The organism is Ruegeria arenilitoris (assembly GCF_013032855.1).
In the GTDB taxonomy this organism is placed as follows: Bacteria; Pseudomonadota; Alphaproteobacteria; order Rhodobacterales; family Rhodobacteraceae; genus Ruegeria; species Ruegeria arenilitoris.
The window spans coordinates 1,129,887-1,156,091 of sequence record NZ_WQDA01000001.1 but is presented as its reverse complement, the minus strand read 5'-3'; the positions used below and the strand labels follow the sequence as shown (position 1 = coordinate 1,156,091).

The 26,205-nt window shown below is 62.0% G+C and carries 25 protein-coding genes; 6 read left to right on the top strand and 19 right to left on the bottom strand.

Going from position 1 to position 26,205, the window contains the following annotated elements:
- Positions 1-4 precede the first annotated feature (4 nt).
- Positions 5-472, top strand: a complete 468-nt coding sequence (locus tag GOW72_RS05630; protein WP_170365797.1) for a DUF4177 domain-containing protein — start codon at positions 5-7, stop codon at positions 470-472.
- 12 nt (positions 473-484) lie between these two features.
- On the opposite strand, the gene GOW72_RS05625 is transcribed toward GOW72_RS05630, so the two are convergent.
- Positions 485-874, bottom strand: coding sequence for a DUF805 domain-containing protein (locus GOW72_RS05625; protein ID WP_093964864.1), 390 nt, complete (start codon positions 872-874; stop codon positions 485-487).
- A gap of 82 nt (positions 875-956) precedes the next feature.
- Positions 957-1,211, bottom strand: coding sequence for a BolA family protein (locus tag GOW72_RS05620; RefSeq protein WP_093964863.1), 255 nt, complete (start codon positions 1,209-1,211; stop codon positions 957-959).
- A gap of 107 nt (positions 1,212-1,318) precedes the next feature.
- Between GOW72_RS05620 and GOW72_RS05615 the strand changes: the two genes are divergently transcribed.
- Positions 1,319-1,939: a J domain-containing protein gene (locus GOW72_RS05615; protein ID WP_093964862.1), complete on the top strand. Its 621-nt coding sequence runs from the start codon at positions 1,319-1,321 to the stop codon at positions 1,937-1,939.
- Between the two features lie 5 nt (positions 1,940-1,944).
- Here GOW72_RS05615 and GOW72_RS05610 read toward each other — a convergent pair whose 3' ends face one another.
- Positions 1,945-2,784, bottom strand: coding sequence for a Hint domain-containing protein (locus GOW72_RS05610; protein WP_170365795.1), 840 nt, complete (start codon positions 2,782-2,784; stop codon positions 1,945-1,947).
- A gap of 668 nt (positions 2,785-3,452) precedes the next feature.
- On the opposite strand from GOW72_RS05610, the gene cobS reads away from it, so the two are divergent.
- The 4 genes from cobS to GOW72_RS05590 all read left to right on the top strand — a co-directional run bounded on the left by cobS (position 3,453) and on the right by GOW72_RS05590 (position 8,740).
- Positions 3,453-4,439, top strand: coding sequence for a cobaltochelatase subunit CobS (cobS, locus tag GOW72_RS05605; protein ID WP_093964859.1), 987 nt, complete (start codon positions 3,453-3,455; stop codon positions 4,437-4,439).
- Between the two features lie 125 nt (positions 4,440-4,564).
- Entirely contained in the window at positions 4,565-6,442 is a 1,878-nt protein-coding gene (cobT, locus tag GOW72_RS05600; RefSeq protein ID WP_093964858.1) for a cobaltochelatase subunit CobT, read from the top strand.
- A gap of 84 nt (positions 6,443-6,526) precedes the next feature.
- A complete protein-coding gene (locus tag GOW72_RS05595; protein WP_170365793.1) occupies positions 6,527-8,317 on the top strand; it encodes an aminopeptidase P family protein in 1,791 nt (596 codons plus the stop codon).
- Positions 8,318-8,395: 78 nt separating this feature from the next.
- Positions 8,396-8,740 (top strand): DUF427 domain-containing protein, encoded by a 345-nt coding sequence (locus GOW72_RS05590; protein WP_170340927.1) that lies wholly within the window; start codon positions 8,396-8,398, stop codon positions 8,738-8,740.
- A gap of 33 nt (positions 8,741-8,773) precedes the next feature.
- On the opposite strand, the gene GOW72_RS05585 is transcribed toward GOW72_RS05590, so the two are convergent.
- From GOW72_RS05585 to ftsW, 16 genes are all read right to left on the bottom strand, one after another.
- Entirely contained in the window at positions 8,774-9,439 is a 666-nt protein-coding gene (locus GOW72_RS05585; protein WP_170365791.1) for an outer membrane protein, read from the bottom strand.
- 123 nt (positions 9,440-9,562) lie between these two features.
- Positions 9,563-11,248, bottom strand: coding sequence for a chloride channel protein (locus GOW72_RS05580; RefSeq protein WP_093964854.1), 1,686 nt, complete (start codon positions 11,246-11,248; stop codon positions 9,563-9,565).
- A gap of 101 nt (positions 11,249-11,349) precedes the next feature.
- Positions 11,350-12,999, bottom strand: a complete 1,650-nt coding sequence (recN, locus tag GOW72_RS05575) for a DNA repair protein RecN (RefSeq protein WP_170365789.1) — start codon at positions 12,997-12,999, stop codon at positions 11,350-11,352.
- Between the two features lie 36 nt (positions 13,000-13,035).
- Complete coding sequence (locus tag GOW72_RS05570; protein ID WP_170340921.1) at positions 13,036-13,899, bottom strand: outer membrane protein assembly factor BamD; 864 nt, start codon at positions 13,897-13,899, stop codon at positions 13,036-13,038.
- A 125-nt stretch (positions 13,900-14,024) separates the two neighbouring features.
- A complete protein-coding gene (lpxC, locus tag GOW72_RS05565; RefSeq protein WP_170365787.1) occupies positions 14,025-14,945 on the bottom strand; it encodes a UDP-3-O-acyl-N-acetylglucosamine deacetylase in 921 nt (306 codons plus the stop codon).
- 213 nt (positions 14,946-15,158) lie between these two features.
- Positions 15,159-16,790 (bottom strand): cell division protein FtsZ, encoded by a 1,632-nt coding sequence (ftsZ, locus tag GOW72_RS05560; RefSeq protein ID WP_170365783.1) that lies wholly within the window; start codon positions 16,788-16,790, stop codon positions 15,159-15,161.
- Between the two features lie 344 nt (positions 16,791-17,134).
- Positions 17,135-17,518 carry a hypothetical protein gene (locus GOW72_RS05555; RefSeq protein ID WP_342355349.1) on the bottom strand — a complete coding sequence of 128 codons (384 nt, stop codon included), beginning with the start codon at positions 17,516-17,518 and terminating at the stop codon, positions 17,135-17,137.
- Positions 17,519-17,537: 19 nt separating this feature from the next.
- Entirely contained in the window at positions 17,538-18,872 is a 1,335-nt protein-coding gene (gene ftsA / locus GOW72_RS05550; protein ID WP_093964849.1) for a cell division protein FtsA, read from the bottom strand.
- Between the two features lie 7 nt (positions 18,873-18,879).
- Positions 18,880-19,887: a cell division protein FtsQ/DivIB gene (locus tag GOW72_RS05545; RefSeq protein WP_170365776.1), complete on the bottom strand. Its 1,008-nt coding sequence runs from the start codon at positions 19,885-19,887 to the stop codon at positions 18,880-18,882.
- Positions 19,875-20,795, bottom strand: a complete 921-nt coding sequence (locus GOW72_RS05540) for a D-alanine--D-alanine ligase (protein WP_170365773.1) — start codon at positions 20,793-20,795, stop codon at positions 19,875-19,877. Before GOW72_RS05540 ends, GOW72_RS05545 begins: the two co-directional genes overlap by 13 nt.
- A 104-nt stretch (positions 20,796-20,899) precedes the next feature.
- Complete coding sequence (murB, locus tag GOW72_RS05535) at positions 20,900-21,826, bottom strand: UDP-N-acetylmuramate dehydrogenase (protein WP_170365769.1); 927 nt, start codon at positions 21,824-21,826, stop codon at positions 20,900-20,902.
- 55 nt (positions 21,827-21,881) lie between these two features.
- Positions 21,882-22,124: a DUF2484 family protein gene (locus tag GOW72_RS05530; RefSeq protein WP_170357288.1), complete on the bottom strand. Its 243-nt coding sequence runs from the start codon at positions 22,122-22,124 to the stop codon at positions 21,882-21,884.
- A complete protein-coding gene (locus GOW72_RS05525; protein ID WP_170357287.1) occupies positions 22,121-22,369 on the bottom strand; it encodes a DUF2484 family protein in 249 nt (82 codons plus the stop codon). The genes GOW72_RS05530 and GOW72_RS05525 overlap by 4 nt, the downstream gene beginning before the upstream one ends.
- A 75-nt stretch (positions 22,370-22,444) precedes the next feature.
- On the bottom strand, positions 22,445-23,854 hold the full coding sequence (murC, locus tag GOW72_RS05520) for a UDP-N-acetylmuramate--L-alanine ligase (protein ID WP_170357286.1): 1,410 nt from the start codon (positions 23,852-23,854) through the stop codon (positions 22,445-22,447).
- The gene (locus tag GOW72_RS05515) at positions 23,851-24,948 is read right to left on the bottom strand and encodes a UDP-N-acetylglucosamine--N-acetylmuramyl-(pentapeptide) pyrophosphoryl-undecaprenol N-acetylglucosamine transferase (RefSeq protein ID WP_170365766.1); all 1,098 of its coding nucleotides are present in this window, start codon (positions 24,946-24,948) and stop codon (positions 23,851-23,853) included. The genes murC and GOW72_RS05515 overlap by 4 nt, the downstream gene beginning before the upstream one ends.
- Positions 24,948-26,111, bottom strand: a complete 1,164-nt coding sequence (gene ftsW, locus GOW72_RS05510; protein WP_170357284.1) for a putative lipid II flippase FtsW — start codon at positions 26,109-26,111, stop codon at positions 24,948-24,950. The genes GOW72_RS05515 and ftsW overlap by 1 nt, the downstream gene beginning before the upstream one ends.
- Positions 26,112-26,205: the final 94 nt, after the last annotated feature.

Genomic DNA, 26,205 nt, shown 5'->3' with positions numbered 1-26,205 from the left:
ATTGATGCAGCGTTACGAATACAAGGTCGTCCCGGCCCCCAAGAAAGGCACCAAAGCCAAAGGGGTCAAAACACCCGAGGGCCGGTTTGCCGTCACCATCGAGCAATTGCTGAACGAGTTGGGTGCGAAAGGCTGGGAGTACCAGCGCGCCGAGCTGCTGCCCAGCGAGGAGCGGGTCGGCCTGACCGGAACCGCGGAAAACTGGCGCAACGTTCTGGTGTTTCGCCGTGCGGTCGAAACCGAAGTTGCCAACGACGACGTCGCCGCACTCCTGACCCCGCCAGAAGCGGATGACACTCCTCTGGCACGACCGGTGCCTGGCCCGGACGATGCGGCTGCGGCCGGTCAAGTCGAGGCTCCGGCCCGCATCGCGCAGGATCATGACGACCCGCCGTTGACGCTGAAGCCGGCCAAGTCAGAAGATGCCCCCAAAGCGGATGCCGAGGACGAAAAAGAAAAGCCCGACAGCTAGGCGAAGGCCGCGTCAGGCCGGCGCGGCACCATAGGCGTTTTCGGCCTGCTCGCTGGGTTGAATGTAGAAATACAGAAGGATCAGCGTGCCGATCAGCGGAATCAAACCGATCAGGATCCACCAACCGGACCGCCCGGTGTCATGCAGACGTCGCACGCCCACCGCGATGTTCGGCAGGATCACGCCCAACGAGACTAGCCACGACAGCGGTTGACCGGCTTCCGAAGCGAAAGCATCGAACCCCAGCAAAGGCGCCACCACCGCACCGTCGATCAATTGTGTGACAACCAGCACCAAAAAGATCGCCAACACCCACCACCAGAACTCGGAGCGCGACGCGCGCCCTTGAAAGGTTGCGTATTTTGACAGCACCGTACGAACGGCGTGGCTCATCTGTTCCATAGTTTCCTCCGCGCAAATCACGGGAAACATAGCAGATTATTGGCAAAAACCGACAATAATCGAAAAAGTCGGAGGGAAGGCTTCAGTCACCGATGTCCAAAGCCAGGGCGTGGATGCGCGGAACGATGTCGCCCAGGGCCTTGTGAACGGCCCGGTGACGCGCAACGCGGGACTGCCCCTGAAAGGCGGCCGCGCGGATTCGGACGTTGAAGTGGCTTTCGCCGCCTTCCTGAAACCCTGCGTGGCCACGGTGGCGTTCACTGTCATCCACGACCTCCAGTTCACGCGGGTTGAACTCGGCCTGCAGTCGCTGGCGGATTTCGTCGGTCACGGTCATTTTTGCGCTCAGCGGCAATTATTTTGCCGCGCCCCTCTTCTACTTTCGATCACTTAGATTAAACTGCTGCCTCCGAGTCGAAAAGACGCGTTCATGAGGATGAGCATATGGTGAAATCAGATCCCTTCGGATTCGACATGTCGGTGTCCAGCGCCAAGAAGAAAAACCCGCGCGGGCGTCGGGGCATGTCGGGCGCGTCCGAGACCTCGACCCGGGTCTGTGACCACGAAGGATGCCAGGAAGCCGGCAAGTTCCGCGCGCCCAAGGCACCGGATGTGCTGGACGACTTTTTCTGGTTCTGCCAGCAGCACGTGCGCGAGTATAACCAGAAGTGGAATTTCTTCGACGGCACCACCGAGGCCGAGCTGAACGCCCAACGGTCGAAAGACAAAGTGTGGGAACGCGAAACCAAGCCCATGGGCGACCCCGAGGCGCGGGCCTGGGCCCGGCTTGGCATCGAAGATCCGCATCAGGTTCTGGGCGAAAACGCGACCAAGAACCCCGGTCGGGCCGCAACAGGCCGTCGTCTGCCGCCTACTGAGCGTCGTGCGATCGAAATCCTCGAAGCCAAGGACACCTGGACCAAGGCCGAGGTTCGCAAAGCCTACAAAAAGCTGATCAAGGTGCTGCACCCGGACATGAACGGCGGCGACCGCAGCCAGGAAGAACAGCTGCAGGAAGTCGTCTGGGCCTGGGATCAAATCAAGGACAGCAGAAACTTCAAATAGCGGTTTTAGTGCGCGAAGGTATCGCGTAACGCAGCAGCTTCGGGGCGTTTTAGGCAACGTACGCGCGTTTGCTCAAAAGCGGATGCCGCGTTTCGCAGTTCGGGAAATAGCACACGGAGTTCCTCGGCATCCTCCCGATCGAAGGACATCACCGCCATTTCACCTAAAAACAGACTTTCAGTTGGCAAACCATTCGACAACAGTATCGCGTGGCGACAGCAAGCAATATGGTAGTATGTAACGGGATCATACGTATTTACTTGGCGAATTGTATGATCGTTAACGAGATGAACTGCCGCGGCGAAAACTTTTGGCTCTCCGAACAGCAACTCTGCGCGCCAACCCTCCACGACAATCCTATGTTGTGGAGAAACGTACAAATCTCGGTCAGGCAGTCCTTTTCCGAGTGCACCTTTCTGAATGCAAACCGGACGTAACTGGGGGTTTCGCTTCAAAGCTTCCGCCTGCAGGGTCTTCTCTCCGATCCACTCGATGCGTAGCAGTTCACCACTGGAAGCACGCACTTTGTCACCAACAGCGAGTTCCTCAACAGCGCGACAGCCACTTTCAGTTTCAATCAATGTCCCTTTCACGAAACACGGCACCGTTCCAGCGGGCAACCTAACGGTTACCCCAATCGAGGCATTGTTGCCATTTCCAGGCCCGCTGGAGGCTCTGACGATCAAACTCAGAGTTGTATTTGGGGGAACAATAACCCCCGGCTGCAGGTCCACTGTTAGTAAACCAGCACTGGAAATCGTAACCGAGTAATCTGAAGGGGAAAGAAGTCCGTCATCTGTTACAGATACAAACCAAGACGCTGGCTTGCTGGAGTTGTAGTCCACAGAAAATGTGTCCGTGTTCGGAGGAAAGAAAATCCTCGTTGGACCGGAAATTACTAAAGCCATGGCAACCTTTTACTTACACTAAGTCCGAAATAGTGTACCACCCCCACAACACATTTCAATATCTGCACGTGACGAGCCGCAAGTTGTGACGATTTCTTGTGGCATTTGCCCGAGGTCACTTTCCCGTTCGCCGAAAGTGTTGCCCTGCCTAGTTTCTACACGTCCTTAGGATGACGCTGAATCCAGAAACTGCCATCTCGACGTCTGGTATTGCCACCTGACAGTTCTGGCTCGCGACTAGCAAAGAAATCTGCTGTGTACTTGAGCAACTTGCAAAAAGCCCCATGAGACCATTTTTCATATGTCTGATAAGGTCATTTTCAACATGTGGATTATTGAATACTTACCTGCATACAGCATTTCCGACACATGGATCGGCATGTGCGTCCGAACAGGCCGCAGTGCCTTTGTTGACAAACGCGGCTTGACCTGCACCTGGTACGCGTCGCGACCAAGGATCGCCCGCGCGTCAATAGGGCCAGTTTGAAAGAAAAACCTGCTCACCTTTCCAAGGGGGCCGCTTTCCCTTGCCCTTATCTGCAATATGTTGCACCACACACGGGTTCAAACCCGGCAAAACGGGCCAAAGGATAAGGACAAGGCGAATGGCTGACGGATCGACCGATATCAACGCAAAACCCACCGAAGAGATCTCGGTCCGTGACGTGTTCGGGATCGACAGCAATATGTCCGTCAAAGGGTTCGCCGAAAGCAGCGACCGCGTTCCGGCAATCGACCCTACCTACAAGTTTGACCCCGAAACCACGCTGGCAATTCTGGCCGGGTTCACCCACAACCGCCGGGTGATGATCCAGGGCTATCACGGCACCGGCAAATCGACCCATATCGAGCAGGTTGCTGCGCGACTGAACTGGCCTGCTGTGCGCGTCAATCTGGACAGCCACATCAGCCGGATCGACCTCATCGGCAAGGATGCGATCAAGCTGCGTGATGGCAAACAGGTGACTGAATTCCACGAGGGCATCCTGCCCTGGGCGCTGCGCAACCCTGTGGCCATCGTGTTCGACGAATACGATGCAGGCCGCGCCGACGTGATGTTCGTGATCCAGCGGGTTCTGGAGCATGACGGCAAGCTCACCTTGCTGGACCAGAACGAGATCATTACGCCCAACCCCTATTTCCGCCTGTTCGCCACTGCCAACACCGTCGGCCTGGGTGACACCACCGGCCTGTATCATGGCGTTCAGCAGATCAACCAGGCCCAGATGGACCGCTGGTCGCTGGTGGCGACGCTGAACTATCTCAGCCACGACGCCGAGGTGATGATCGTTCTGTCCAAAGCGCCGCATTACAATACCGAAAAAGGCCGCAAGACCGTCAGCCAGATGGTCACCGTTGCCGACCTGACCCGGACGGCGTTCATGAACGGCGATCTGTCGACCGTGATGAGCCCGCGTACGGTTATCAACTGGGCGCAGAACGCCGAAATCTTCCGCGACGTGGGCTACGCCTTCCGCCTGTCTTTCCTGAACAAATGCGACGAGCTGGAACGGCAGACCGTTGCCGAGTTCTATCAGCGTTGTTTTGATGAAGAACTGCCGGAAAGCGCGGCCAGCGTGAGCCTGGGTTGATGGCATCGGCTGCGCCCGGTTCGGGCGCAACGCCCCCGGCGGGGACATCGGGGGCCAGATGAAGGCGGGGTCCGGTAACTTCGACCGGGCGTCGGGCCTAAGGGCGTGAGTGAGGGCTGATAGATATGGCGCAGAAGAACGACAACCCTGCTGATCCGTTCAAGAAGGCTCTGGCCGAGGCGACCAAGGTCATGGCCGATGATCCCGAGTTGTCGGTAAGCTATTCCGTCGACCCGTCGGGCCTGTCCGGGGACTCGATGCGCCTGCCGCAGGTGTCACGTCGAATGACACGCGAAGAGGTTCTTTTGGCGCGGGGCACAGCAGATGCCCTCGCGCTGAACCGGCGCTACCATGACGATGCGACGCATGCGCGCTATGCGCCTCCGGGAGATATGGCGCGCGACCTCTATGAAGCGATGGAAACCGCCCGGTGCGAGGCGATGGGCGCCCGGGACATGCCCGGCACGGCTTCGAACATTGACGTCAAGATCGGTCACGAGGCGTTGCGGCGCGGCTATGACCAATGCAAGCAACCCTCCGAGGCACCGCTTGCGGTGGCGGCGGGTTATCTGATCCGTCATCTGGCGACCGGGCGTGATCTGCCCGCTGCAGCCGAGAACGTCATGAACCTGTGGCGCGGGTTCATCGAGGAACAGGCCGGCGGTGTGTTGGAGAATCTCGACGAGGTGCTCTCGGATCAGGCCGAATTCGCCAGATTCGCGCGCCAGATGATCAAGGATCTGGGCTATGGCGACCAGTTGGGTGACGACCCGGACGAACTGGACGAAGATCAGGAAGATCAGGCCGAGGAAGACGCCGAAGAACAGCCCGATCCGGACAGCACCGGCCAGGACGACCAAGACGAACAGGACGCCGACGCGACGCCCGAGCAAACTCAGGAAGAGCAACAGGATCAGTCTCAGGCACAGGTCTCGATGGACGAGATGGCCGAGGACGAGATGGGTGAAGAAGCCGAGATGCCCGAAGGCGAAGCGCCTTTGGAGCCGCCTGCCCCTCCGCCCGCATCCGAGGCCGATCCAGACTACATGGTCTACCTGAACACGCATGACGAGGAGATTGCGGCCGAGGACCTTGCCGAGCCCGCCGAACTGGAACGGCTGCGCGCCTATCTTGATCAGCAGCTCGAGCCGCTGAAGGGCGCCGTCAGCCGTTTGGCCAACAAGCTGCAGCGCCGCCTTCAGGCGCAGCAGAACCGCAGCTGGGAGTTTGACCGCGAAGAGGGCATTCTGGATGCCGGCCGGCTGGCGCGGGTGGTGGCCAACCCCACGACGCCGCTCAGCTTCAAGGTCGAGAAGGATACCGAGTTCCGCGACACCGTGGTGACACTGTTGCTGGACAATTCGGGCTCGATGCGTGGACGGCCGATTTCCATCGCAGCAATCTGTGCCGATGTTCTGGCCCGCACGCTGGAACGGTGCAACGTGAAGGTCGAGATCCTGGGCTTCACGACGCGGGCCTGGAAAGGCGGACAAGCGCGTGAGGCGTGGCTGAACGACGGCAGGCCGCAGCAGCCCGGCCGCCTGAACGACCTGCGCCACATCGTCTACAAGGGCGCCGACGCGCCTTGGCGCCGCGCACGGCCCAATCTTGGCCTGATGATGAAAGAAGGCCTGCTGAAGGAAAACATTGACGGCGAGGCGTTGGAATGGGCCCACCGCCGGATGCTGGCGCGTCGTGAACAGCGCAAGATCCTGATGGTGATCTCGGATGGCGCTCCGGTCGATGATTCAACACTCAGCGTGAACCCCGCCAACTACCTTGAGAAGCATCTGCGCGATGTCATCGCCATGGTCGAAAAGCGCAAGATGGTCGAGTTACTGGCCATCGGCATCGGCCACGACGTCACCCGCTATTATGATCGCGCGGTCACGATCACCGATGTCGAACAGCTGGCAGGAGCGATGACCGAGCAATTAGCCGCGCTGTTCGACAGCGACCCGCGCGCGCGGGCCCGCGTGATGGGCATGAAAAAGGCCGGATGAGGCCGGTCTTGCCTCCAGCGAGAGCATTTAAAAGAAAGGTGAAGGCAGGCGATCAAGACCTGTAGTGAGCCGAAGGAGATGCAGATGTTCCAGTCTTTCGAAGTCACGGCGCGACCCGAACAGGGGCCGCCAAGATTGGCGGCTTTGCGCACAGAGTTGGAGCGCGAAGGACTGGATGGCTTCATCGTCCCACGTGCCGACGCGCATCAGGGCGAATATGTGGCCGCCCGCGACGGGCGGCTGGCATGGCTGACCGGATTCACTGGTTCTGCCGGGTTCTGCGCAGCGCTGCGAAACGTGGCCGGCGTATTTGTGGATGGTCGGTATCGCACTCAGGTCAAGGCGCAGGTGGCGCCCGATTTCACGCCGGTACCGTGGCCCGACGTAAGCCTTTCGGCGTGGTTGAAACAGCAGTTGCCCGATGGAGGGCGGGTGGCGTTCGATCCGTGGCTGCATTCCGCCGGAAAGATCACGGCAACCCGGGCCGAACTGCAGAATAGCGGGATCCAGTTGGTTCCGTCAGACAATCTTGTGGACCGCATCTGGTCCGACCAGCCACCACCGCCAATGAACCCGGTCAAGGTGCACCCGCTGGAATTTGCAGGCGAAAGCGCCGAAAGCAAGGTTTCGCGGCTGGCTTCGGTTCTGGCTCAGAACGGGAGGTCGGCTGCGGTCATCACGTTGCCGGATTCGATCATGTGGCTGCTGAACATCCGCGGGTCAGACATCCCATATAACCCGGTTGCGCATGGGTTTGCGATTTTGCAGGCCGACGGGCACGTGGACCTGTTCATGGCCGCAAAAAAGCTGAAGGGGATGGACGAGCATCTGGGGCCGCGCGTTTCGATCCACGAACCCGACGCGTTCCTGAACGCTGTTGCGGCGCTTGAGGGCGCGGTGCAAGTGGACGTGGGAACTCTGCCGCAAGCCGTTGCCGATGTGCTTGGCGACCGGGCTGTGGACGGTGGCGATCCCTGCGCCCGGCCCAAGGCCTGCAAGAACGAAGCCGAAATTGCCGGCAGCGCCGCCGCGCATCTTCGTGACGCCGCCGCAGTCATCGAGACTCTGTGCTGGCTGGATGCCCAACCCACCGGCAGCGTGACCGAAACGCAGGTGGTCACACGGCTGGAGGAGAACCGGCGGCGCGACAATGCGTTGCAGGATATCTCGTTCGACACCATTGCGGGCACCGGGCCAAACGGCGCCATCATGCACTACAGAGTGACCGAAGAAACCGACAGCCGGCTTCAGGACGGTCATATTCTGGTTCTGGACAGCGGCGGGCAGTATCTGGATGGTACCACGGACATCACCCGGACGATCCCCATCGGCACGGTGGGAGACGAGGAAAAAACCTGCTTTACCCGGGTTCTGAAGGGAATGATCGCGATGTCGCAACTGCGCTGGCCCGTTGGTCTGGCCGGTCGAGACATCGAGTGCATCGCCCGGGCACCTTTGTGGGCCGCGGGCCAGGATTTCAATCACGGCGTCGGCCACGGTGTCGGCGCATACCTGAGCGTTCACGAAGGGCCACAGCGCCTGGCGCGGGTCAGCCACGTTCCGCTCGAGCCCGGGATGATCCTGTCGAACGAACCGGGTTACTACCGCGAAGGTGCCTTCGGCATTCGGATTGAGAACCTGCTGGTTGTTGAGGAGGCCCCCGCCCTACCCGGCGCAGACCCCGAGCGCGCGATGCTGTGCTGGCGGACACTGACATATGTCCCCATCGATCGACGCCTGATCGTCGTCGACATGCTGACCACTGCCGAGCGTGATTGGTTGAACGCGTATCACCGGGACGTGGCGGAAAAAGTCCGGCCAAGACTGTCACATGCCGCGCAACTGTGGTTGGATGCCGCAACCGCGCCCTTGTGACACCCGTTTGTCACATATTATGGGCATAGGCGAAGGCCTGACCACAACGAGGCCGCGACGACGAGGGAAGGAGCAGACATGACAGACTACATCAAGATCCGCAAAGCACCTGGCAAGTGGTGCGTCAGGTCCGGTGGCGCGATTCTGGGCGAAACGACCAACGCCCTGGAACTGTTGGAAGGCGATCTGGCTCCCGTCATCTACTTTCCACGCGCAGACATCGCGATGGCCTTTCTGGACAAGACCGACAAGTTGACCCATTGCCCGCACAAAGGCGATGCTACGCACTACTCGATCGTCAACAAGTCGAGCGTGACGCAGAATGCGGTCTGGAGCTATGAAGATCCAATTCCCGCCGTTGCCGAAATCAAAGGCTACCTTGCTTTCTACCCGCTGGAGTCGGTGAAGGTCGAACAGATTTGAGGGCTGGACAAACCTGGCCCTCAACTACGTCTGTCAGAAACTGTAGCTGTATCCGACAATGAGCGAGTGCGAAGAGTAGCGGCCATTCGCGAGATCTGTCGGGATGAACACTTGGGTCGTGGCGAAATCAAGATCGCCGGTCGTCTTGTAGCGGTACCCGATGTCAATGTTCCCGCGTTCCCCTACCTGAAAACGTCCGCCAAACCCCAATTGCCCCGCAATGGCGGTGTCACTGTCATCGACCAGTGTCACGCCAGCACCGGACTGACCGTCGTGGGACACGCGTGCAAACCCGAGCCCGCCACCAACATAGGGCTTGAACCTGCCCTGTACCGGGACGTCATACCAAAGGTTTGCCATCCCGAAGGTCGCATCAAAGCTTCCGTCATACTGAGTAAACGGGCGGCCGATTTCCTTGGTATCATTCGAAGCATATGAAAGTTCGAACTCGGCCCGCAGATTTGGCGCGACACGCAGTCCGACGGCCAGACCGTAGGTTACACCATTGTCGGTTGTGATGGTGCCTTGGCCAACCACGACCGAAGGAACTGTCTGGAAAAAATCAAAATCATAGTCGCCCATATCGGTGATACCGAGAAAGCCGGTCACGTACGGAGCCTCCTGCGCCCGCGCGGGGACAGCACCAATCATCGAAACCGCAGCCACCACAGTCAGCAAAGAAGACCGTTCGAAAGCCATGTTCACACCTCAATCAAAGTGACTATCAGGGATAATTCTTCCATCAGGCTAGAATGCTCTCATTTTTTGACAAGGCGTCAAAATCAAAGAGAAACTCTCAGTGGCCCGCCTGCCACTGCTGCATCACGAGTGTTCCTCGGCCGCTGTTGCGGCCAGTGCACGATTGTACGCCTTCAATGCGTCCACGTGGTACAAGGCTCCGACCGGGTTTTCGACCCCGTCATCATCCCGAACAACCACCGGGAGCCAGGTGATTCCGTCTCGATCAAAATACGGCATTGCCGCCTCGAGGGTTGCGCTGGCCCGGACGCACAGGCCCTGCTCGATCATCTCCTGAACCTCCTCCCTGCTTGCCGTATTCGGATCTCCCAGCGGGCGCATCACGGCCCCGGCCCGCAGCATCGCCAGCAAGTAAGCCTGTGGCCCGGCGGCCAGATGTACCCCGCGGCGCTCGAGCTGGGTCAGAAAGAAGGACCGGTCCACAAGGCGCGAGGCCAACGCCGTGGACATGGACACCGAGACCATCACGGCAAGCCCGATCTGCCAGTCTCCGGTCAGTTCGAAAACAATCAACGTGGTCGAGATCGGAGCGCCCAGAACCGCCGCCGCGACAGCGCCCATGCCGGCAAAGGCATAAAGCGTATGCGTACCCGACACGCTTGGCAGAAGGCCTGTGGCGATCAGGCCAAAAGCAAGGCCAGTCAACGCGCCGATCATCAACGACGGAGAAAATACCCCTCCGCCCATACGACCACCCATGGTTATGGCCACTGCCACGGTTTTCATCACTGCAAACAGTATGGCCGTAGTCAGCACCAGATCTCCGGTCAGGGCACGGATGGTCGTCTCGTATCCGACGCCGATGATATGCGGAAACCACACCGCCAGCACGCCCAGCATCGCGCCGGACACGGCGGGTCGCAGCCAGCGCGGCAGCGACAGGCGCGCCTGCACGTGATTGCCGAAATCTTCGGCAAAAAAGATCGACCGCATCAGCAGAAGCGAGACCAGCCCGCAGATCAGCCCAAGGATCAAAAAGGCCGGAAGTTCGACGTAGAATTGCAGGGATCCGGGCGTATCCAAGACAAACTCTGTCACATCGCCATATGCCAGCCGGTTGATGACAGTGCCGGCCACCGACGCGATCACGATCGGTGCAAATGCGTGGACTGCAAAATGGCGAAGCACGACTTCCAGCGCGAACAGCGCTCCGGCGATCGGGGCGTTGAAGCTGGCCGATACAGCGGCGGCCACGGCGCAGCCCAGGAGGTCGCGGCCGGTTATTCCATCCGCGTTGATACGCTGGCACACCCAGGTTGAAATCACGCCGGCCATGTGCACGACAGGTCCTTCCCGGCCCGTCGACCCGCCCGTGCTGAGCGTGATCAGCGAGGCAAAAAACGACGCGACCCCTGCTTTGGTTTCGACCCGGCCATCACTGATCGCGGATCCTTCGATCACATCGGCGACAGACCGAACTCTCCCGTCATCGGTAAAGCGGTGCAGGATGATCCCGACGACCAGCCCTCCAACCGTGGGGATCGCCAAAATCCAGGTCCAGTGCAGTTTCTCCGCAAAGCTGTGCAGAAACAGGATGTCATCGGTCTGATAGACCAGCGCTTGCAGAGCCGCGATCCCCTTGCGAAATCCCAAGGCCATGAAACCCGCCGTGATCCCGATCACCAGCGCAATGAACCAGAACTGGATCTGGCTTGGCCCGCGGTGCCGCAGCACCCGCCACGCGTCCTTGAGCGCGGCCAGGGCCTGGTTGAGCTGAGTGCGCAGGACGGTTCGGGTTGACTGTGTCATAGGGCCTTGTGGATAAACAGGTATCCCTTACTAAGCCACGCCGAGCGCGTAGAAAAGTCGGCTGACAAGATATTGAAGGCAAGTGTCGCCGCCTGGCTGCATCAGGCCTGCAACAACGAACGGGCAGCCGCGCGGGCTTCATCCGTGATGACGTCACCCGAGACCATGCGCGCGATCTCGTCGATCCGGTCCGGTTCGGACAGCGGCAGGACGGTGGACAGGGTCTGCCCGTCGGTCACGTGTTTCTGAACCCGCCAGTGATGCGCCGCGCGGGCCGCGACCTGCGGTGAATGGGTTACCACCAGCACCTGCCCACCCTGCGCCAGCGCCGCAAGCCTGCGGCCCACGGCATCGGCCGTGGCGCCGCCGACACCGCGGTCGATTTCGTCAAAGATCATGGTCCGGGTGCTGTCATCGCCCGACAGGCACACCTTGAGCGCCAGCAGAAAGCGGCTGAGCTCTCCACCCGAGGCGATCTTGTTCAGCGGACCCGACGGCGCGCCCGGGTTGGTGGCCACGGTAAAGGCCACGGCGTCCTGCCCTTCGGGTCCGGGGTCGGCGGGCGTGATCTGGGTTTGGAACACCGCACGCTCCATCTTCAGCGGCGCAAGCTCGGCCATTACCGCCCCGTCCAGCTGGTCGGCAGCCTCTCGCCGCAGGGCGCTAAGCGCCTCGGCGGCAGCATCATAGGTGACCTGCGCGACCTGAACTGCAGCACGGCGGTCGGCCAGGTCAGCGTCTCCGGCCTCAAGCTGGCCCAGTCGGGCGCGCAGCGTGTCGGCGAAACCGCTCAGGTCATCGGGGGCCACGTCATGCTTGCGGGCCAGCGCGCGGATGGCGAACAGACGTTCCTCGGTCTGCTCCAACTCGGCCGGGTTGAAGTCCAGCGCCTCGAGGCAGGCGGTCACGCCGTCCTGCGCCTCGCCCAGTTCGATCAGGGCGCGCCCCAGGGCGGCGATCGGCTCGTCCAGTTGGCCCTCGGCCCGGTCGGCGACGCCTTCCAGCCAGCGCACGGCATCCGCCATCGCCCCTTCGGCCCCGTCACCGCCCAGCAGGGCAAAGGCGCGGGCCACGTCGTCACGGATGCGCTCGGCCCCCTGCATCATCCGGCGGCGCGCGTCGAGTTCGGCGTCCTCGCCCGGCTGCGGATCAAGTTTGTCGAGTTCGGCCACGGAATGCCGCAGAAATTCCTCTTCGCTGCGCACGGCGGCCACGGCGGCCTCGGTCTCGGCCAGGGCCTTGCGGGCCCGCGCCATCTCGGTCCAGGCGGCGCGCACGGCGGCCAATTGCGGCTCGGCCCCGGCATAGGCGTCCAGCATGCCGCGATGGCCGCGCGGGTTCAGCAGGCCCCGGTCATCATGCTGTCCGTGCAGTTCGACCAAGGTTTCCGACAGCGCCCGCAGCACCTCGCCCGAGCAGCGGCGGTCATTGACCCAGGCGGTTTTGCGCCCCTCGGCAGTGTTGACGCGGCGCAGGATCAGTTCCGAGCCGCCGGGCAAACCGGCCTCGGTCAGGATCGCATGGGCGGGATGACCCTCGGGCAGTTCGAACTCGGCCACGACCTCGCCCTGCGCGGCCCCCTGCCGGACCAGTTCGGCCCGACCGCGCCAGCCCAGCACAAAGCCCAGCGAGTCGAGCAGGATCGACTTGCCCGCCCCCGTCTCGCCGGTCAGCGCGTTCAAGCCCGGCTGAAAGGTCAATTCCAGCCGGTCGATGATCAGCATATCGCGGATATCAAGGGCGCGCAGCATCGGGTCGTCAGCGTCCCAAGCCTGTGACCATGGCGATTACAACCACTGGCCCTTGATCGTCTGGCGGTAGATCGTGCTGAGCCAGTTGTTGCCGCGGCTCTTTAGTTCGAGCCCACGCGAGGTCAGCAGCTTGTAAGCCGCGTCGTACCATTCAGACGACTGGTAGTTGTAGCCCAGAATCGCGCCGGCCGATTGAGCCTCGTCGACCAGACCCAAGGCCAGATAAGCCTCGACCAAGCGGTACAGCGCCTCGGCTGTGTGGCTGGTGGTCTGGAAATCCTCGACCACGACACGGAAACGGTTGATGGCCGCGGTATAGTGATCCTGACGCAGGTAATAGCGCCCAATCTCCATTTCCTTGCCCGCCAAATGGTCGAAGGCCAGATCGAATTTCAGCACCGCCGAGGTGGCGTATTCGCTGTCGGGATAGACCTCGATCACGGTGCGCAGCGCCTGCAACGCCTGGAAGGTCAGACCCTGGTCGCGGCCGACCTCGTCGATCTGGTCATAGTAGCTGAGCGCCAGAAGGTACTGCGCATAAGCTGCGTCTTCGTCGGTTGGGTAGAAGTCGATATACCGCTGCGCGGCGGCGCGGCTTTCTTCATACTCCTTGTCCGAGTGGAACGCGAAAGCCTGCATGATCAGTGACCGCTTGGCCCAGTCGGAATAGGGATAAAGCCGTTCGACTTCGGAAAAGTACCAGGCCGCATCTGCGGGACGATTCTGCGCAAGCTCGTATTCGCCACGGGTGTAGATCTGCTCGGGCGTAAAGCCTTCAAGGTTCTGGGACTTGTCAGCGCCCTTGTTACCAAACAGGCCGCCCGCGTTGCCGCAGGCCGTCAAAGTAGCTGCCAGAAGAATCGCGCCCGCAAGCCTGACTGCCGCTTTGGTGCCAACCATACCGCCCATCCTAGTCGTCTTGTCTCTTTGGGTAACCCCGGATTGAGCTTTGGTCTAGCACATAAAATTCCGGTGCAAAACGCCTTATCGGCCCCACGACCGATTTGTCGCCGGGCCGGGCCGGATCAGGCAACTTCGGGGATTTCGTCCCAGACCAATCCCTGCCCGGGCAGTTGTGCGGCTTGCTCAGGCGTGCACAGCACCGGACGCACGGCGCCAGGCGTCTCGAACAGCTTGCGCAGCAATGTGTTGGTCATGGCATGGCCGGATTTCTCGCCGACGAAGTGACCGAAGATCGGGCCGCCGGCCAGATACAGATCTCCCAACGCGTCCAGCATTTTGTGGCGCACGGCTTCATCCTGGTGACGGAAGCCACCCGGTGTCAGCACTTCGGCCCCTTGAACAACAACCGCATTCTCCAGAGTGCCGCCCAGTGCCAGACCGTTTTCGCGCATCGCCTCGACATCGGTTCGGCGGCAGAAGGTCCGGCAGTTGGACAGTTCCCGAGCAAACGACCCGTTGCGCATATCCAGGATCTTCGACTGGCTGCCGATCGCAGTGTCTTCGAAATTGATGTGGAACTCGATGATCAAACCGTCAGCCGGCCGGATCGAGGCACGGGCACCTTCCCGCTCTGCCACGACCGGCTTGAGGACCTCATACGCCAGAACCGGGCTGGCCTGACGGCGGACACCCTTGGCGATGATACCGCGCACGAAGTCGATCGACGAACCATCCATGATCGGAACTTCGGGTCCATCAATCTCGATCAGGGCGTTGTGGATCCCGCACCCTGCCAGCGCAGCCATGATATGCTCGACAGTCGACACCGAAACGCCGGCGTCATTGACCAGGCGCGTGCATAGTTGGGTTCTTTCGACCACATCGTAGATGGCCGGGATCAACGCATTGCCCAGTTCGATATCTGTCCGCTTGAACCAGATTCCGTGACCGGCAGCTGCCGGTTTCAGAACCATCGTCGCGGGCTTGCCACTGTGCAGGCCCACGCCTTTGAACGTGATCGAAGATTTGAGCGTCTGTTGCAAATTGAACCTCGGTGAGCGGTGTCCAGCCTTTTTCGGCTGTGTTGCACCCTCAGTTAAGGAAGCGCGGGTCAAGGCTCAACTCACTCTTTGTAACTGAATGAAACAGTTCCGCAACAGATCGGCAAAACCCTGCTTACTGGCACTTAAACGTTTGCATCAAAAGGAAAAAGGGCCGCCTTTCGGCGACCCCGTGAGTGGATATTGTTACCGCGATCAGTTGGCCTGACGGCGCAGGAAAGCCGGAATTTCGATACGCTCCTGCTCGGGATCGACCTCTTCATGCGAGGGTGCCGTAGCGTCAGTCTGGCGCATCGCAGGCTGTTGCCGGGCCGGTTGAGCGGGGGTATCCGGGGCGTGCCCAGTCATCCGGTCGATCAAACGGTTGAACCCGAACCGCGGTCGTTCCTCGGCGGCGGGCTGGCGCTGCGGCGCCGGTTCCTGCGGGCGCGACGCGGTCAGACGCTGGGCCGAAGTCGGTACGTTCTGAACAGCCGCCTGCAGCCGTTCCAGCGCGGCAGGCGAAGGCGTTCCAGGAGTATGCGGCACCTGTTGCGGCTGATAACTTTCCGCCGGGCGTTCGACCGGCTCGGGCTGCGGATCGAACTCGGCGCTGCGTGGCTGATAGGCCGGAGGAGGCAGCCCGTCGTCATCGTCCTCGACAGCCTCATCCGCGCCTTGACCGAATTGCAAAGTCGTGTGCGGAGGCTCTTCGGCCGCTTCAAACAGTGACGGTTCGCGCGGAGCTTCGGGCTGCGGAGCCGGTTCAGCAACTTCCGCCGCAACCGGAGCCGGCTGTGCTGCCTCTTCTTCCGCCGATACGGTGCGGGTCAGAGGTGCGGACATGGACCGGCGCGGAGCCGGCGCCTCGGAGCCGCTTTCGCTGGCGTCGATGCCGGTTGCCACGACCGATACGCGCATCTTGCCTTCCATCTCGGGGTCCAAAGTGGAGCCGACGATGATGTTGGCCTCGGGGTCCACTTCCTCGCGGATGCGGTTGGCGGCCTCGTCCAGTTCGAACAGGGTCAGGTCATGGCTGCCGGTGATGTTGATCAACACGCCCTTGGCGCCCTTGAGGCTGATTTCGTCCAGCAGCGGGTTGGCGATGGCCTTTTCCGCAGCCTGGATGGCGCGATCTTCGCCCTCGGCCTCGCCCGTACCCATCATGGCCTTGCCCATCTCGTCCATCACCGCGCGGACGTCGGCGAAGTCGAGGTTGATCAGGCCCGGACGCACCATCAGGTCGGTCACGCCCTTGACGCCCTGGTACAGCACGTCATCGGCCATCGAGAAGGCCTCGGTGAACGTGGTCTTTTCGTTGGCCAGACGGAACAGGTTCTGGTTCGGGATGATGATCAGTGTATCGACAACCTTCTGCAGCGCCTCGACGCCGTCCTCGGCCTGGCGCATGCGCTTGGCGCCTTCGAACTGGAACGGTTTGGTCACCACGCCCACGGTCAATACACCCAGTTCACGCGCAGCCTGCGCGATGATCGGAGCGGCGCCGGTGCCGGTGCCCCCGCCCATGCCGGCGGTGATGAAGCACATATGCGCGCCGGCCAAGTGATCGACGATCTGTTCGATGCTTTCTTCGGCGGCGGCGGCGCCGACCGATGCGCGGGCGCCTGCGCCCAGACCCTCGGTCACCTTGATACCCAGCTGCACCCGCGCCGACGAGCGGCTTTGCTGCAGTGCCTGCGCGTCCGTGTTGGCCACCACGAAGTCAACGCCGTCGAGTTGTTTTTCAATCATGTTGTTGACGGCGTTTCCACCTGCACCGCCTACGCCAAATACCGTAATCCGAGGCTTGAGTTCGTCGTGCCCGGGCATCGAAAGATTCAATGTCATGCTCTGTCCGCCTGTATTTATGATCCCGCAAAGCGGTGTTTTTCTTGCCTATCCGCTTGTGATTCTACCTTTCCAAACGTCAAACGTCACGCCAAAAATCGCGTGAATCCACAAAATATGGAAGAAATAAGGCGGTTTTTCGCGGCATTTCGCCCGACTGCGCAAATCTAGCGGTTCAGGGCGGACAGGCCACCACACACGCGAAAACCCCCAGCCTGATTTGGCGGGTGCGATGCTGGACATCCTGTTCAAACTGCGGCTGACTGCTCGGGTCCTGCCGACGAGCCTCTGACGGGCCTTGTTGATATTCTGAGGGATAAATCCCTGCACCGCAACCGGAATTTTCAGCTGACGGGAACGGAAGGACAATCCAGGCCGTCGTCCGAAAATCCGCTGACTTCCTGGATTTCGCCATCCCCCAGCCGCGCGATCCTGACCAGCAACCGCCCATCATGCTCGAATGGCCACCAGCATACCGGGCCGGGCTCGGTGTCATAGAGGAAACACAGCTTGCCGTCAGGCGTCGTGATCTGGCCATAGACACAGCCCTCGCCCTCTCGCCGCCAGACCGAGCGGGTTGGGCTGAGGAACTCCTCGGTGCCGACAAGCATACCGCTGGTCAATTCGTGGAACGTGACGGTCTTTCCGACCACCGCGTCCAGGAATGCTTCGGGCGAGATACGGGTCTGCGCGACAGCCGCAGCCGGAACCCAGGCTGCGCAAAACACCGCCGCCCGGAGCAGGAACCTACCAGTTGTCACGGAACCAGCGCACGGCACGCTTGAACGGCCGTGCTGCGTAGGTATCGACCGGGATTTCAAAGTCCCACCATTCGTCCTGCGGATGCGCCGCGAACAGCGCAAGACCGACCGCCGAGGAGAACCCCGGGCCTGTCGCAGATTGCGGCAACCCATGCACGCGCAGCGGTCGGCCCAGACGCACTCGTTGGCCCAGTATGCGGCTGGCCAGCCCATCCAGACCTGGGATCTGACTGGCTCCACCGGTCAGAACGATCTGTTGGCTCGGCATATGTTCGAACCCTGCAGCGTCCAGTCGAACGCGGACTTCCTCGAGGATTTCCTCGACGCGCGGACGCATGATGCCGATCAACTCGGCACGGCTGACGGTACGCCGGTCGTGTTCCCAATCCCCGGTGTCGCCGCCAATGTCGATCATGTCGCGGTCATCGGCTCCGGTGGCGTGAACCCCGCCATTGAAGGTCTTGATCCGCTCGGCAACCGAGGCGGACACACCAAGCCCCATCGAAATGTCACTGGTGACGTGATCCCCGCCCATGCGGACACTGTCGGCATAGATCATGTGCTTTTTGATGAAGATCGAAACGCCGGTGGACCCACCGCCCATGTCGATACAGGCCGCCCCAAGTTCCTGTTCGTCCTCTACCAGCGCAGAAATCCCCGACACATAGGCCGAGTTCGCGATGCCGGCCAATTCCAGGTCGCACCGCTTGACGCAACGAACGATGTTCTGAATCGCCACCGCATCGACCGTCAACATGTGCATGTCGACCGCAAGCGTCTGACCCATCTGCCCCCGCGGGTCGATCAAGCCAGATCGGTTGTCCAGAGCGAAGTTCACAGGTTGTGCATGCAGAACCTCGCGCCCTGCCCCATAATCCGGGACATCGCAGGCGTTCAGGACACGACCGATCTCGGCCTCGGTCACCAGTTGACCGTCCAGATCCACCTGCGCATCCAGCCCATAAGACCGAGGGTTTGCCCCCGAGAAACAGGCGATTACATGGTCTACCCTGATATCGGCCATCTTCTGAGCAGCCTGCAGCGCGGTGCGGATGGCGCGCTCGGTTTCCTGCATGGCCGTGATCTCACCAAAGCGCACCCCGCGCGATCGGGTCGTCGCCGCACCGATCACCCGGAACCCGGTCTGCCCGGCCATGGACCCGATCGAGTTGTCCTCACTGAGCCGCGCCGACCCATCAAAACGCAGCACAAGACAGGCGATCTTGGAACTTCCGACATCCAGGATCGCAACGACACCGCGTTGCATGGCCTGTCTGCGCATCTGGCGCATTGCGCGTTGAGACTGATAGAGATCCGTCATCATCGTATTACTGCCCGTTACCCATAGTCACTTTTGTATTCCACCAGTCTGCGCTGGCGGCTTCTGTCATCCGAATGGTCGGCCGCGCCCCTATGCGCATATCGACCACGGCAACATCCCGTTCCAGAAGGTCCTGCACCTCGTTCACCGCCAGAACACGCTCGAGCGCGCGCACCGGACGTTCCGTCGGCAGCATGACCCGTTGGCCTCGGTCCAGAACCAGGTCCCAGCGCCGCTCGCCGACGCGGACCAGACCGCGCACCCGGCTGCCCAGGCTGCGCGCAGTGGCCAGAAGCTCCAGTGCCTCGGCCACATGCTGATCTGCACCCTGACCGGCAATCAGCGGAAGATCGGAGCGCTCGGTCCGAGCCGCGATCTCGGCCACGTGGGTGCCCGTTTCGTCCAACAGCTGGATGCCTTCACGGGTGCGCCATACGATCACGGGCTGACGTTCGACAACATCGACCTGCAGAATGCCGCCCGGACGGATCCGCACGGTTGCCGATTTGACCGGGTCCAAGCCGGTGATCGTGTCCCGGATCTGCTCGACATCCAGATCCCAGGAGCTGAGCGGGAAGTCCAAAGGCACGACTTCGCGGATGTCGTCAGCAAGGCCGGCCCCCGCCCCGTCGATCGCCATGAGCTTGACCATGAATTCAGGACGCTCCTGGAACGACGTGATCAAGTTGTCCACCTGCGCCCGAACCGCTTCTCGCCGCTCTTCGGCCGCGAAGTAGAGCCCAACCGTGGCCACGACCGCGCAGAGCGGCACTCCGATCTTGACCCCCAGCCGGATTCCCGGCGTCAGCATCCATCGCTGGAACCGATAACTAAACCGCGACGGTGCCGGGTCCGCACGGCCCTTGCCACGGCGGAAGAACCGACCACCGCGCAACCGCAATTTGGGCTCAGCACGGACGGCGTCGGCGTCCGCAGACTGAAACTCGGCATCAGGGCCGGACAGAGGCTTGGTGCGGTGGATCACCGGCGCACGAGTGGCGGTCAGCGGTCGCATGAGGCATCCTCGACCATCCAGGCGCAGAGCTGACCGAAGGTCATGCCCAGATGCGCGGCTTGTTCAGGCACCAGCGAGGTGGGGGTCATACCCGGCTGGGTGTTGGTCTCCAGCAGGAACAGTCCCTCTTCGCCCTTGGCGTCGTCCCAGCGGTAGTCAGTGCGGCTGACGCCCCGGCATCCCAGAACCTGATGGGCGCGCAGGGCATAAACCATGCACAACTCGAAGATACGCGGCGGGATATCGGCGGGCAGCACGTGGCGCGATCCGCCGGGCTTGTATTTGGCGTCGTAGTCGTACCAACCGTCGGTCAGGATCTCGGTCACGGTCAGAGCGCGGTCGCCCATCACGGTCACCGTCAACTCGCGCCCGGCCACGTAGTGTTCGACCATGACCTGTTCGGGCATGTCATCCGACAGCTGCGGCGGGCCATTCGACCCTTCGAACACAAGGTAGATCCCGACGCTCGAGCCTTCGTTATTGGGCTTGACCACATATGGCGCGGGCATGACGTGCCCCGCCATCACATCCGATTTCGGAACGATCACGCTGTCGGCCACCGGCAGGCCGGCCGCGCGGAAAACCTCTTTGCTGCGCTGTTTGTCCATGGCCAGCGCCGAGGCCAACACGCCGGAATGCGTGTATGGCATCCGCAGCCACTCCAGCAGACCCTGCACGCAACCGTCCTCGCCCCAGCGGCCATGCAAGGCGTTGAAGACCACGTCGGGCTTGATGTCCTGCAAACGCGCACAAAGGTCGGGACCGGCGTCCAGTTCGACGACCTCGATCCCTTCTCCCACAAGGGCGGCTGCGCATTCGCGCCCGCTGCTGAGAGACACCTCGCGTTCCGCCGAGGGGCCACCCATCAATACCGCCACTTTGGGGTTTGTCCTGCTCGACCTACCCACGTTCGTGCGCCTCAATGTCCCCGGACCTTATCTGGTGGTCCGTATTTCGTTATGCCTTTGATCCGTCGCCTGAATTTGCCTGTTTTGGTCTGACGGTCGGGGCTTTAATCTGTCAGCGGATCACCGACCCGCATGATTTCCCACTCTAGCGTGATCCCGCTTGTTTCGTAAACCTTTTTTCGCACCTCTTCGCCCAGCCCTTCGAGGTCGGCGGCGGTGGCGTTTCCGGTGTTGATCAGGAAATTCGAATGCTTGGGGCTCATCTGTGCGCCCCCGCGCCGGGCGCCGCGCATTCCGGCGTCGTCGATCACCTTCCAGGCCTTCAGGTCGTGCACATCATCGGCCCGCCCGGTCGAGGAAAACCCGGCCGGATTGCGGAAGGTCGACCCGGCGCTGCGGTCCTTGGTGGGCTGGGTCTCGTCTCGCTTTTTCAGCTGCGCCTCCATCCGGGCGTGCAGGTCGGCCGGGTCACCCGCCGGGCCCTGGAACGTGGCCGACACCAGCACCGCACCCTCGGGCAGGTCGGACTGGCGATAGCGGAAGTTCAGGTCGGCCGGCGTCAGCTCGACCAACTCGCCCTGCCGGGTGACGATCGTAGCCGATTTCAGAACATCCGCCGTGTAGCTGCCATAGCAGCCGGCGTTCATCCGCACGGCCCCACCGATGGAACCCGGAATCGTCCGCAGAAAGGTGAGGTCCACCCCCGCATCCGCCGCCTTGCGCGCCACATGCGCATCCAGCGCGGCTGCCCCCGCGGTGACGGTGGTGCCGTCGACCGCGATGCCGTTGAAGCCGCGCCCCAGCCGGATCACAACGGCCCGCAAGCCCCCGTCGCGCACGATCAGGTTCGAGCCGACGCCCATGGGAAACACCGGCACCTCGGCCGGAAGATGATGCAGGAAAGCCTGCAAATCCTCAAGGTCAGCCGGCTGAAACAGATAATCCGCCGGGCCGCCGACTCTCAGCCATGTGAGGTCGTTCAGTCGTCGGTTCGCCGTCAGGCGGCCTTGAGGCGTTGGCAAAGTGGTCATTGAGGCTAGATCGCGGATTCGGCGGGGCGTGGCAAGCCCGTTCCAAGCCGCAGGGTCAAATCCGCCGCCGCAGCCACCGCCCAAGGTAGATCACCGGCCATCGCAGCACTGACATGCCGGCGGCCAGAACGAACAGGCCAACCCACGGGCCGTTTTCGTAGGTGACATAACCCAAGATCGGAATGCCCACCGCGATCAGCGCATAGGCGCGGGTCCAGTGGTTGTCCTTGCTGGGGATCATGGCCAGCACATTGGCGGCGACGCCCCAAAGGGCGGCAAGGGCGATAGACCAGCTCATTGCCCCACCTCGCGGCCCGACCATTTGCGCCAGTAAAACCGGATGGGGTTGCGGAACATCGATACGAACCCGGCAAAGGCCAGCGCTCCGATCAGCCAGCCATGTACCACACCCAGCCAGACGATCAGAACCGGCGCGCAGATCAGCAGCACGATGCCCGGCGGGAATTGCAGGCGCATCGGCAACAGCGCCACGACAGTGGCGCAGATCACCCAAAGGGCGGCAAAGATGACGGAATAATCCATGGTTCTCTCCGCAAATGAGTCACGCACCAGGGCAGCGACACATCCGCAAGTTGTGCACCCAAATGCCTGCTAACGTCAAACGGCTTGTTTTACCTTCAGCCGGTCAGGCAGCGCATTGGCCCAGGCACTGATGGTGCCAGCGCCCAAGCAGACGACCATGTCGCCGAGCCGGGCCTGTTCGCGGACCAGACGCTCCAGGTCGCCTTCGTCCAGCAGCGCGCGTGCGTGGCGGTGGCCGTGACGGATCAGGCCCTGCACCAGATCATCGCGGCTGGCGCCTTCGATCGGGTCCTCTCCGGCAGAGAAGACCTCGGCAATGGCCACGACATCGGCATCGTTGAAACAGGCGCAGAAATCGTCGAACAGGTTGGACAGGCGCGAATAGCGGTGCGGCTGGTGAACGGCGATCACGCGGCCTTCGGTCGCCTGGCGCGCGGCCTTGAGCACCGCCGCGATTTCCACCGGGTGGTGGCCGTAGTCGTCGATGATGGTGACGCCGTTCACCTCGCCAACCTTGGTAAAGCGGCGGTTGACGCCGCCGAAATTGGCCAGCGCGTCGCGGATTTCAGCGGTTTTCATGCCCAGGTGACGCGCCACGGCCACGGCCGACAGCGCGTTCGAGACGTTGTGATCGCCCGGCATCGGCAGGGTGCAACCCTCGATCACGGTATCCTCGTATTGCAGATGAATGTCGAAATGCGCAATGCCGCCCTTGTAGGTCAGGTTGACCGCGCGCACGTCGGCCTGGGCGTTGAACCCATAGGTGCGCACACGGCGGTCGGTGATGCGGCCCACCAACGCCTGAACCTCGGCATGGTCGGTGCAGCACACCGCCAGACCGTAGAACGGGATGTTCGAGACGAAATCATGAAAGCCCGCGCGCAGCCGGTCGAAATCACCCCAATGCTCCATGTGCTCGGGGTCGATATTGGTGACGATGGCGATGGTCGCGGGCAGCCGGTTGAACGAGCCGTCGGACTCGTCGGCCTCGACCACCATCCACTCGCCCTGCCCCATCCGCGCGTTCGAGCCGTAGGCATGGATCACGCCGCCGTTGATGACGGTCGGGTCGAAATCGCCCGCCACCATCAGCTCGGCCATCATGGTGGTGGTGGTGGTCTTGCCGTGGGTACCGGCGATGGCAATGTTGGATTTCAGCCGCATCAACTCGGCCAGCATGTCGGCACGGCGCACCACCGGCAGGCCCAATGCGCGGGCGCCGTCCAGTTCAGGGTTGCCCGGCTTGATCGCGGTCGACACGACCACGACGGCCGCATTGTCGAGGTTTTCAGCCCGCTGACCCACAAAGATCTCGGCCCCTAGCGACGCCAGACGGTCGGTAATCTTCGAGGCCTTCAGATCGGATCCCTGCACCTGGTACCCAAGGTTCAGCAGCACTTCGGCGATGCCCGACATCCCGATGCCGCCGATGCCCACGAAATGGATCGGTCCGACATCCTGCGGCAGTTTGGTTGCTGGATTCATGGGGTCTCCTTCTGCGCCAGCTGTTCGACAAGGGCCACCAGACGCTCGGTCGCGTCGGGCGCCCCGACCGACAGGGCAGCATGGGCCATTTTCTGTGCGGCTTCGGGGTTGGTCAGAACCAGTGCGATTTGCTCGGTCAGGGCGGGAACGTCAAGCGCATTTTCGGGAATCATGATCGCCCCGCCCGCCTGCACCAACCCGCGCGCATTGGCGGTTTGGTGATCGCCCGCTGCGGCGGCAAAGGGGATCAGGATCGAGGGCCGCCCGATCACCGAGATGTCGGCCACGCTGGACGCGCCCGAGCGGCTGATCACCAATTGCGCCTCGGACATGCGGCGGGGGACGTCGTGGAAAAAGGGCTGGACCTCGGCCAGAATCCCGTGGTCGGCGTAGAAGGCGGTGACCCGCTCGGCATCCTCTTCGCGCGCCTGATGCGAAACACGGATATACTGGCGCAGGCTCTCGGGCAGAGCAGCGATGGCGCCGGGCACCACATCGCTGAGGATGCGGGCGCCTTGGCTGCCGCCCATCACCAGCACCGACATCGGATAATCTCCGGGCGGGATATAGGGCGCGGCCGCGCGTTCCAGCACGGCAGCACGGACCGGGTTACCGGTGTGGATGCCGTGGGCGCCCTCGGGCAGGTCGGTGGGCCAGACGCCGCAGGCCACATGCGCGACCCGGGTGGCGAACAGCTGGTTCACGCGCCCCAGAACGCCGTTCTGTTCGTGAATCATGCGGGGCAGACGCAACATCACCGCCGCGCTCAGCGCCGGGATCGACGGATAGCCACCGAACCCCACCACCACATCCGGCTTGTCGCGCAGCAACTGGGCCGTCATCCCGGCAACTCCGGCTGCGATCCGGGGACCAGCCAGCGCCTTGGCCGCCATCCCGCCGCGCGCGAAGGTGGCCGAGGAGACCTCGACGATCTCGGTGGAATGCGGAAAACCACCGGTATAACGCGCCCCGCGCGGGTCGGTGGACAGGCGCACGCGCCAACCCTTGTTCAGCATGGCCTCAGCCAGCGCCTGGGCGGGGAACATGTGGCCCCCGGTTCCACCAGCCGCAATCAGCAAATAGGGGTTCGTCATCAGCCTCGTCCGCGCAGAATGTCACCCAGCTCGCCTTGGGGCCGCGACCGCGTGAACGCCAGCAGCATCCCCAACGCGATGCCGCCTGCAATCAACGACGAGCCGCCGTAGCTGACGAAAGGCAGCGTCATGCCCTTGGCCGGCAGCAGGCGCACAGCGACGCCCATGTTGATCATCGCCTGCACACCGAACATGCAAGCCAGTCCCGTGCCTGCCAACCGGGTGAACATGTCACGCTCGCGCATCAGGCGCAGCAGGGACCGTACCACGATGATTGAATAAAGCGCGATGATGATCAGCACCAGGATCAGGCCGTATTCTTCGGCCGCGACGGCGATGATGAAATCGGTATGTGCATCGGGCAGCGACCATTTCACCTGGCCCTCACCAACCCCAACGCCAAACAACCCGCCCTCGCGGATTGCGTTGGTGGCATAGCCCAACTGGGTCGTCGGATCGACCTCTTGATTCAGGAAACCATCGATGCGCCGGGCGAAGTGTTCAGAATTGGCGTAGGCGAACATGCCACCCAGGACGACCGCTCCGGCCATTCCCAGCAGCAGGAACATCGGTGCACCCGCCACGAAATACATCACGCCCCAGCCGAACAGGATCAGACAGGCCTGACCGAAATCAGGCTGCATCACCAACATGCCAACGATCGACATACACAGCGCAAACGACCACAACCGCCCCGGCGGGCCATTGATCTCCTGCGCGGCGGCCAGCAGCCAAGCGGCCACGACAATGAAGCCCGGCTTCAGAAACTCGGACGGTTGCAGCGAGGCGAAGCCCAGCGAATACCAGCGCACCGCACCCTTGCCGAAATCGGTTCCGAAGACCGGCAGAAAGGCCAGCGCAACAAATGAGGCCAGAAAGCCCAGCACCGCCAACCGACGCACCAAGGTGGGTGACATCATCGAGGTCAGCATCATCGCGATCAGCGCCAACACACCGAAAAGGGCCTGACGCTCGACATAATGAAACGGATCGAACCCGTTGCGCTGCGCCAAAGGCGGCGACGAGGCCAGCCCCAACAGAAGCCCGATCGCAAAAAGGATCAGCACGCAGGACATCGTCCAGCGGTCAATCGTCCGCCACCATTTCGGAAGGATCGGTTCACCGCGCTGGTCCTGGACCGCGCCATACACCATCTCAGTCATGAGATACCGCCACTATCTGCCTCGTTACCGTCCCGTTTTCGGGATCTGTTCGAGAGTCTACAGGGAAAATGCCCCTCAGGCCAGCCTCTTCCTC

Excerpts from the sequence above, each read along its gene's own strand:
- GOW72_RS05630 (WP_170365797.1), top strand. The coding sequence starts at position 5 with ATGCAGCGTTACGAATACAAGGTCGTCCCGGCCCCCAAGAAAGGCACC.
- GOW72_RS05625 (WP_093964864.1), bottom strand. The coding sequence starts at position 874 with ATGGAACAGATGAGCCACGCCGTTCGTACGGTGCTGTCAAAATACGCA.
- GOW72_RS05620 (WP_093964863.1), bottom strand. The coding sequence starts at position 1,211 with ATGACCGTGACCGACGAAATCCGCCAGCGACTGCAGGCCGAGTTCAAC.
- GOW72_RS05615 (WP_093964862.1), top strand. The coding sequence starts at position 1,319 with ATGGTGAAATCAGATCCCTTCGGATTCGACATGTCGGTGTCCAGCGCC.
- cobS (WP_093964859.1), top strand. The coding sequence starts at position 3,453 with ATGGCTGACGGATCGACCGATATCAACGCAAAACCCACCGAAGAGATC.
- cobT (WP_093964858.1), top strand. The coding sequence starts at position 4,565 with ATGGCGCAGAAGAACGACAACCCTGCTGATCCGTTCAAGAAGGCTCTG.
- GOW72_RS05595 (WP_170365793.1), top strand. The coding sequence starts at position 6,527 with ATGTTCCAGTCTTTCGAAGTCACGGCGCGACCCGAACAGGGGCCGCCA.
- GOW72_RS05590 (WP_170340927.1), top strand. The coding sequence starts at position 8,396 with ATGACAGACTACATCAAGATCCGCAAAGCACCTGGCAAGTGGTGCGTC.
- GOW72_RS05585 (WP_170365791.1), bottom strand. The coding sequence starts at position 9,439 with ATGGCTTTCGAACGGTCTTCTTTGCTGACTGTGGTGGCTGCGGTTTCG.
- GOW72_RS05580 (WP_093964854.1), bottom strand. The coding sequence starts at position 11,248 with ATGACACAGTCAACCCGAACCGTCCTGCGCACTCAGCTCAACCAGGCC.
- recN (WP_170365789.1), bottom strand. The coding sequence starts at position 12,999 with ATGCTGCGCGCCCTTGATATCCGCGATATGCTGATCATCGACCGGCTG.
- GOW72_RS05570 (WP_170340921.1), bottom strand. The coding sequence starts at position 13,899 with ATGGTTGGCACCAAAGCGGCAGTCAGGCTTGCGGGCGCGATTCTTCTG.
- ftsZ (WP_170365783.1), bottom strand. The coding sequence starts at position 16,790 with ATGACATTGAATCTTTCGATGCCCGGGCACGACGAACTCAAGCCTCGG.
- ftsA (WP_093964849.1), bottom strand. The coding sequence starts at position 18,872 with ATGACGGATCTCTATCAGTCTCAACGCGCAATGCGCCAGATGCGCAGA.
- GOW72_RS05545 (WP_170365776.1), bottom strand. The coding sequence starts at position 19,887 with ATGCGACCGCTGACCGCCACTCGTGCGCCGGTGATCCACCGCACCAAG.
- murB (WP_170365769.1), bottom strand. The coding sequence starts at position 21,826 with ATGACCACTTTGCCAACGCCTCAAGGCCGCCTGACGGCGAACCGACGA.
- GOW72_RS05530 (WP_170357288.1), bottom strand. The coding sequence starts at position 22,124 with ATGAGCTGGTCTATCGCCCTTGCCGCCCTTTGGGGCGTCGCCGCCAAT.
- GOW72_RS05525 (WP_170357287.1), bottom strand. The coding sequence starts at position 22,369 with ATGGATTATTCCGTCATCTTTGCCGCCCTTTGGGTGATCTGCGCCACT.
- murC (WP_170357286.1), bottom strand. The coding sequence starts at position 23,854 with ATGAATCCAGCAACCAAACTGCCGCAGGATGTCGGACCGATCCATTTC.
- GOW72_RS05515 (WP_170365766.1), bottom strand. The coding sequence starts at position 24,948 with ATGACGAACCCCTATTTGCTGATTGCGGCTGGTGGAACCGGGGGCCAC.
- ftsW (WP_170357284.1), bottom strand. The coding sequence starts at position 26,111 with ATGACTGAGATGGTGTATGGCGCGGTCCAGGACCAGCGCGGTGAACCG.